General features: G+C 63.1%; 5 protein-coding genes and 1 pseudogene. All 6 read right to left on the reverse strand.

Annotation, left to right across the window (positions count from 1 at the left end; translation table 11 throughout):
* A pseudogene (locus tag EOA33_RS19920) lies at positions 1–330 on the reverse strand (4-hydroxythreonine-4-phosphate dehydrogenase); the annotation flags it as partial.
* An 89-nt stretch (positions 331–419) separates the two neighbouring features.
* A complete protein-coding gene (locus EOA33_RS19925; RefSeq protein ID WP_126055643.1) occupies positions 420–1,343 on the reverse strand; it encodes a peptidylprolyl isomerase in 924 nt (307 codons plus the stop codon).
* Positions 1,344–1,528: 185 nt separating this feature from the next.
* Positions 1,529–3,955 carry an LPS-assembly protein LptD gene (locus EOA33_RS19930; RefSeq protein ID WP_189347282.1) on the reverse strand — a complete coding sequence of 809 codons (2,427 nt, stop codon included), beginning with the start codon at positions 3,953–3,955 and terminating at the stop codon, positions 1,529–1,531.
* Positions 3,955–5,037, reverse strand: a complete 1,083-nt coding sequence (gene lptG, locus EOA33_RS19935) for an LPS export ABC transporter permease LptG (protein ID WP_126055641.1) — start codon at positions 5,035–5,037, stop codon at positions 3,955–3,957. Before lptG ends, EOA33_RS19930 begins: the two co-directional genes overlap by 1 nt.
* A gap of 2 nt (positions 5,038–5,039) precedes the next feature.
* Complete coding sequence (gene lptF, locus EOA33_RS19940; RefSeq protein ID WP_126055640.1) at positions 5,040–6,236, reverse strand: LPS export ABC transporter permease LptF; 1,197 nt, start codon at positions 6,234–6,236, stop codon at positions 5,040–5,042.
* A 111-nt stretch (positions 6,237–6,347) separates the two neighbouring features.
* The coding region (locus tag EOA33_RS39760; protein WP_210212586.1) for a hypothetical protein at positions 6,348–6,574 on the reverse strand (227 nt) is incomplete at its 5' end.

A 6,574-nucleotide genomic window follows, 5' to 3' on the forward strand; every position in this document is an offset into this window, starting at 1 on the left:
GTCGGCCACTGCGCGGTCGATGGCCTCGATGGTGCCGGCGGCATTGGCCGTGTCGGGCCGCCCGGGATTGTCGACATGGCCGGCGTCGAGCGGGATGATCGGCAACGCCCGGGAAAAGATCCGCGCGGCCTGCGCAGGCAGCGTTTCGACGATGGCTATGCTGGCGCCGATATGGCGCGCTCGCGCCGAGATCAGGGCCGGATCGGCAAGCAGGTAGAAGGGCGGCACGCCGGCACTTTCACCGGCGAGCCAGGCTGCGATGGCGATTTCCGGGCCGACGCCGGAAGGATCGCCAACGCTCACGGCCAGCGGGGCATCGGTCTCGCGCATGTCTAGGCCGTCTTGCGGGGCGTTCTGCCCGGGTATGGACAGGAGGTGGCTCTGTCGTCTCGTTCACTCACGCCCAAAACCCTGCCAATCTAGCGCTCGACGATCTTGGCCTTCTTCCGCAGCTCGTCGACATATTTCTTCGAAAGCTCGTCGGCGTCCTTATCGTTGCCGCCCTCGCTCTGGAACACCATCTGCGCTGCCTTGTCGTCGGACACTTCGCGCGACGAGCAGATGCCGATGAACTCGATGCCGCGCTCGGTTTCGCGCGTGGCGGTGGCGCCGCCGACCTTGGTCGCCTTGATCTGGTCGGCCCAGTCAGCCGGCAACTGCGGCGCCAGCACGCGGCCGAGATCGCGCACGGTTACGTCGATCAGCCCCTTGGCGAATTCACGCGTGGTGTTGCAGCCATTGAAGCGGGCGCGCATGGCGTCGGCCTCGCGCTTGCGCTTGGCGAGCGTCGCGCTGCGCTCCGAGGCAGGCACCACGAAAATCACCTGCTGCAGCATATATTCCATGGCGGTCGGCTTGCTGCCGCCCTTGTCCAGCATGCGCCGCACTGCGTCCTGCTCAGTCACCGCGCCGCCCTCGCCGGAGCGATAGCGGGCCGCCAGCGCCTGGTTCCAGGCCATCTGGGTGCGGATGAAGTCCTTGAAGTGCTCCTTGGTCACGCCCGACTGTGCCATGATGCCGTCGAGCTGCTTGAGCTGCATCTTGTTGGTGGTGGCAAAGCGCTGATAGGCGGCGTCGACCTGGGCGTCGGTGATGCGGATTCCGAGCCGCTTGGCTTCGGCCAGGCGCAGCGTCTGGTCGATCATCTCCTGCCCGGCGTCGCCCTTCTTGTGCTGCAGCTTCAGGAACGCGGCCCTGTGCGCGATGTCGCCTGTGGTGATCGGTATGTTGTTGACGACATATTTGATCGTGCTGGCGAAGGCAGGCGGCGTCATCGCCATGATCGAAACCGAGGTCGCCGCCACCAGCAGCGCGAAGCCTGCTGAAAACAGGAATTTCCTCATCTCACCTATCCCAATTCTGTCCCGCTTCGACAGCGCCGCGCGTCCCCTCGGACCCGCAACGGACACTGCAGTACCTGATTTGGCGCATGATCCTTTCCGCAAATCGCTTCGATTTCGCGGGCACGCGCAATGTAACTGAGACCCCTGCCAGCCCTATGCGGCGAAACCATGTCGTTGGCCCGCCGTCACTGGATGGTGTCGATGGCGCTGGTCGACGAACCGAAATCGCCAAGTGTACGGAACGACAGGTTGAAGCCGACATTCTGCGACACTTCCTTGGTCGCAAGGTCGCGCGATTCCGAGAACGTCATCAGATACGTAAAGCAGGAATCATTGTAGGCAAAACCGACGCCGTCCTTGACCAGAACGCTCTGCTTCAGGTCGTAGGTGCCGGTGCCGAAGACGCGCCAGTTCTCGGCAAGGTGCGTCGAGGCGCCGAGCGTCACTTCGTGGCGATCGGTCTCGAAGCCGTAGAGCGGCTGCGCCTGGATGAAGGCATATTTGGCGGTGAGCGAAACCGGCAGGCCGGAATAGGCGGCCTTCACCTCGGCGCGCCTCACGTCGAAGGTCTGCTCATCGAAGCGGCCGCTGAGCGAGCCGGAGAAGCCGCTCGGGCTGTTGAAGCCGATCAGGCCGACATAGTCGGAGGTCGGCTTGTCGAGGCCAGAATAAGCGCCGACATTGACCAGGTCGGGTGCGGTGAATGAATTCTCGCCGCCGAGCTGGTAGGATTGGCCGAAGATGGCGTTGGTGCTCCAGCCATTGCCGTAGGCGCCGGAATAGCGGAACCCGACATTGGCGCGCGTACCACCTTCCATGCGGTCATAGCCGGAGAACTTGTCGCGCTCGAACAGCGTCGTGGCGTCGAAGACGAAGCTCTGCGCATCCTCGTTGGGAACGGCGAGGCCGCCGACATACTGCTCGTTGGGACGCACGAACACTTGCGCCATCGGCTCGACGATGTGGCTGGAGTTCGCCATCGAGAACAGGACCGGCCAGCGCATTTCCAGACCCAAGGTCGCCATGTAGCGGGCGAGCGACGACTTCATGTCAGCGGTGGTGGCTATCAGGGGATTGGCAGCCATCTCGTTTATGGCCGCGAGCGAGGCCGAGTCGGCGTTGAGATAGCTGGCGTCGCCTCGCAGCGCCAGGAGCGGCGTCAGTTGCAGGCCACCATCGGTGGTAAACGTGCGCTTCCATTCGGCTTCGGCCGTCATGCGACCATTCTGCCCGGCGATGCCGGGGACGCGCAGCGTGGGCGTGCTCGAATTATAGGCCTCGGTGAAGGATTCATCGAGAGAGTCGCGGCTGATGACCCGCGCATTGACATTGATCGACAATTGCCCGCCGGCCACGGCCATATCGGGGATATAGGCATAGTCGAGCGACGGCAAAACCCAGGGCTGCTGGCCACTGCGCGCCGACGGGTCGCTGGCCAGCGTGTTTTCCTGCACCTGGAAGCGCATGGCGCGGATGTCGAAATAATTGCGGTCGTTGAGGCCGGTCAGGTAGACCGACGACTGGTGAACGGTCTCGCTGTAGCCGTCGATCGCATAGGTGCGTGAGAAATTCTTGTCGCTCTGCAGCAGCACGTCCCAGCCGAAGTTCCAGCGCTCATTTATGGCGAACTGGCCCTTGGTGCCCATCATGCCGCGGAACTTGTTCGGATCGCCCGCCGCGCCCGAATCGACATTGCGGATGCCGCTGTCGATGAAGGCGTCGGGATCCTGCTGATGGATGCCGGCGATCTTCAGGCTGTATTCGCCATTGTTGAAGCGCTGGCGCCACTCGGCCTCGCCGAGGAAACCTTGCTTGGTGTAGCCGGTGCCGGTGACGGTGAGGTCGTAGGTCGGCGACAGGGCGAAGTAGTAGGGGACCTTGACGCCGATGCCGAGGTCGCTCTTGTAGACGATACCGGGGATCAGGAAGCCGCTCTTGCGCTTCACCGTCGGGTCGGCGATCTCGAAGGCCGGCAGATAGGCGAGCGGGAAGCCGAAGAACTCGAAATTCGCGTTCTCGAAGCGGACCGTCTTCTTCTCGCCGTTCCAGATGATCTTGCGCGCCTTGACGCGCCACGTCGGCGCGCTGTCCGGCTTGTCCTCGCAGGGTTCGCAAGCCGTGTAGACGCCGTTGTGGAAGGTGGTCAGCACGCCGCCCATGCGCTCCGCGCTTTCGGAGGCGAAATAGGCCTTGTTGACGGTCTCGACGCGCAACGCGTTGACGAAGCCGTCGGCGAAGTCGTCGGTGATGTCGATATGGTCGGAATTGATCTTGGTGCCGTCGCTGTTGATCAGCTCGACCGCACCGCTGGCGACGAGGCGCTTTGTGTTGCGGTTGTATTCCACCCGCTGGGCGACGAGCTTGTTGCCGCCGTAGTCGATCTGCACGCCGCCGACGGCGGTCACCGTGTTGTTGTCGTTATTGTAGACGAGCGTGTCGGCGGCAAGCAGCATCTGCGTGCCGGAGGGAACCTTCGTCGCCATGTCGGTGACGTCCTGCGCCAGCGCCGGTGCCATCGGCGCCGCGCAGGCGAACAGACATGCCAAGGCGCTCGCCCCATAAAGGCGTGCCAAACCGGCCTGCCTATGGCTGCGCAAAACCGCCTCCCTCACTAGCCGTCTTCCTTGTATAGCAGAAATGTCACCCCGAAGAACATAGCCACGACAACCGGAACCCATGCGGCCACCGCCGTAGGGACGAATCCCGCCACGCCGAATGCCTTGACCAATACCGAGACGACATAAAGCAGAAAGCCGGCGAGGACGCCACCCAGAATCATCGTTGCCGACTGCCCCATACGCGCAAATCGCATTGAAACTGTTGCCGCAATCAGCGTCATGGCGACGAGGAGGAACGGCAGCGCCACCAGCGAATCAAACTGCATGGCGAAGGCATTTGCCTTCAGCCCGAAGGAACGGGCAACCTCGATCTTGCCGGGCAGATCGTAAAAGGGGATGGTTTCCGGGCGCGCCAGCCTTTCCTGCACGAATTCGGGCTTGAGGTTGGTCTCGACCCGATCGGATGTTGCCGGGCGGATATTGCCGTCCTTGAACACCTTGACGTCCTGTAGTTCCCAATAGCCGTCGCGCAGGAAGGCGCGCGCCGCGTCCTTGCGCTCGACGATATTGCCCTGCTGGTCCAGTACGAAGAAGACCGCGTCGGCCATCTCCAGGCCCTGGTTGAGGATCGCCCGGGCACCGATGATGGTGTCACCGGAAGCGGTCTTTTGCCGGATCCAAGGCGTCGTGTCGGCTGGGACGGCGTTGGAATTGCCGGCGCGCAACTTGTTTTCCATCTGCTCGGACCAGGAGAAGCCGTGCGCCGCGATGGGATTGAGCACGCCGACCGACAGCACGCCGAACAGGAGCGCGCCGATGCAGCAGGGCAGCAGGAACTGCCAAGCCGAGACGCCGGCCGAGCGCGCGATGACGAGCTCGTACTTGCGGTTGAGCGACACCAGCGTCGCCATCGCTGAGAACAGGCCGACGAACGGCACGGTCTGCAGCATGATCATCGGCATCCTCAGCGCCGAAATGGCGAAGGCGGTGCCATAGGTGAAGCCGGGCAGGCCAGTGGTGCGGCCGGACAGCTCGGTGAAGTCGATCAGGAACACCAGCGCCAGAAGGCCGAGGAAGAACCAGATGGTGATCGACACATAGCGGAAGAAGAAGTAGCGGCCCAGCGTCCAGCCCATCGTCATACCCTCTGGCCGGAGGCGCGCCGGGAAAGACGCAGCTTGACGGCGGTCCAAGTCTCGCCGACGCGGCCGGCGAGGTTGGTCATCCAGTCCGCCCAGGCTGCCGGCAGCTCCATCGACCTCGAGGAAACGATGAACCAGGTGGCGACAGCCGAGGCCACGATCGGCACGCCGTAGACCATATAGGCATAGAGCGGCACCTTGTCGGCTTTGCCGGCGGCGAAGAAGCCAAGCCAGCGCACGAAGAGGGCGATTGCGATGGCCGTGATCAACGGGTGGATGCGCGCTTCCCGGTGCGAGCGCGCGTCGCCCGCCACCGCCAGCGCGATCAGCGCGAACACCAGAGGGTAGGACCATTCGGAGAAGCGCTGGTCGAGCTCGGCACTGTAGCTGGCCGGCTTGCGCTGGAACATCTTGTCGTTGGGATCCGGGTTGAGCAGATACTGCGTCGTGCGGTCCTTCGGCAGAAGCGTGATCTCGTTCGCCGCCGACATGAAGGCAGAGAGGTCGAAGGCGTAGGAGGTGAAGCGGATCACCGACAGGTCGCCGGTCAGCGATTTGCGGTTGATGACGCCGTCATTCATCATCAGCACCTTCTCGTCGCCCTTTTCGATGATGCTGCCAGACTTGGCGTAGTAGATCAGGTTGGCGCCTTCCTCGCGCGAATCGGCCACGAAGATGCCGCCGAGCCTGTTGTCCGGGAGGCGTTCGCCGACCTGCAGGAACAGGCCGTCGTCGATCTTGCGAAACGTGCCTTCCTGGATGATCAGCGAAAGAAGGTCGGCGCGTGACGAGGCCACCAGCTGGCGGTTCTTCTGCCTGGCATAGGGGTCGACGCCATTGTCGACGGCGAAGGAAAGGACGCTGGCCGCGAGCGCCAGCAGCAGGATCGGCCGCGCGATCGTCCAGCGCGAGGCGCCGGCGGCGTTGATCACGGCAAGTTCCGAATCGGTGTTCATGACGCTCAGCGTCTGCGCCACCGCCACCACCAGCGCGAACGGCACCACGATCGGGATGATCGACGGGATGATCAGCGCCGCGACCTCGAAGAAGGTCAGCGCCGACTGGCCGCTGTCGGTGACGAGATCGATCTTGGCCAGCACCTGGGTCGTCCACACGATCGCCAGCGTCCAGGTCAGCGCAGCGAGGAACACCGTCGATGCGCGACGCATGATGTAGCGTTCAACGACCTTCATGAAGGCTTTCTCGATTTTGCCGAACGGCATCATGCCCGCCGACAAGGTAGTCATCCGGCGACGGCAGTACAACTGGCTGCATTGGCGCCTCGACCTGGTTCCTGTTCCACATCACGCGCCCCGGCCGGCCGGAGTGTCGAGGGCAATGCATAAGAAATGCAAAACATTGATGGTTAACAATATGTTACGGCAGGAGATCGGGGCCATGCCGCGACGAATCCACTGATGGTTGCGGCGGCGATATAGGCTGCGATTTCGGCCAAAGTCTTGCCAAATGATGGAAAACGACCAAATGTCGCGCACTCTTGAAAGCCGTTGTCCGGCACCTACCCCCGAAA

Source organism: Mesorhizobium sp. M4A.F.Ca.ET.050.02.1.1, assembly GCF_003997725.1.
GTDB lineage: Bacteria > Pseudomonadota > Alphaproteobacteria > Rhizobiales > Rhizobiaceae > Mesorhizobium.

Bases quoted from the DNA above. Each gene is read 5' to 3' on its own strand.
- EOA33_RS19925 (WP_126055643.1), bottom strand. From the start codon at position 1,343: ATGAGGAAATTCCTGTTTTCAGCAGGCTTCGCGCTGCTGGTGGCGGCG.
- lptF (WP_126055640.1), bottom strand. From the start codon at position 6,236: ATGAAGGTCGTTGAACGCTACATCATGCGTCGCGCATCGACGGTGTTC.
- lptG (WP_126055641.1), bottom strand. From the start codon at position 5,037: ATGGGCTGGACGCTGGGCCGCTACTTCTTCTTCCGCTATGTGTCGATC.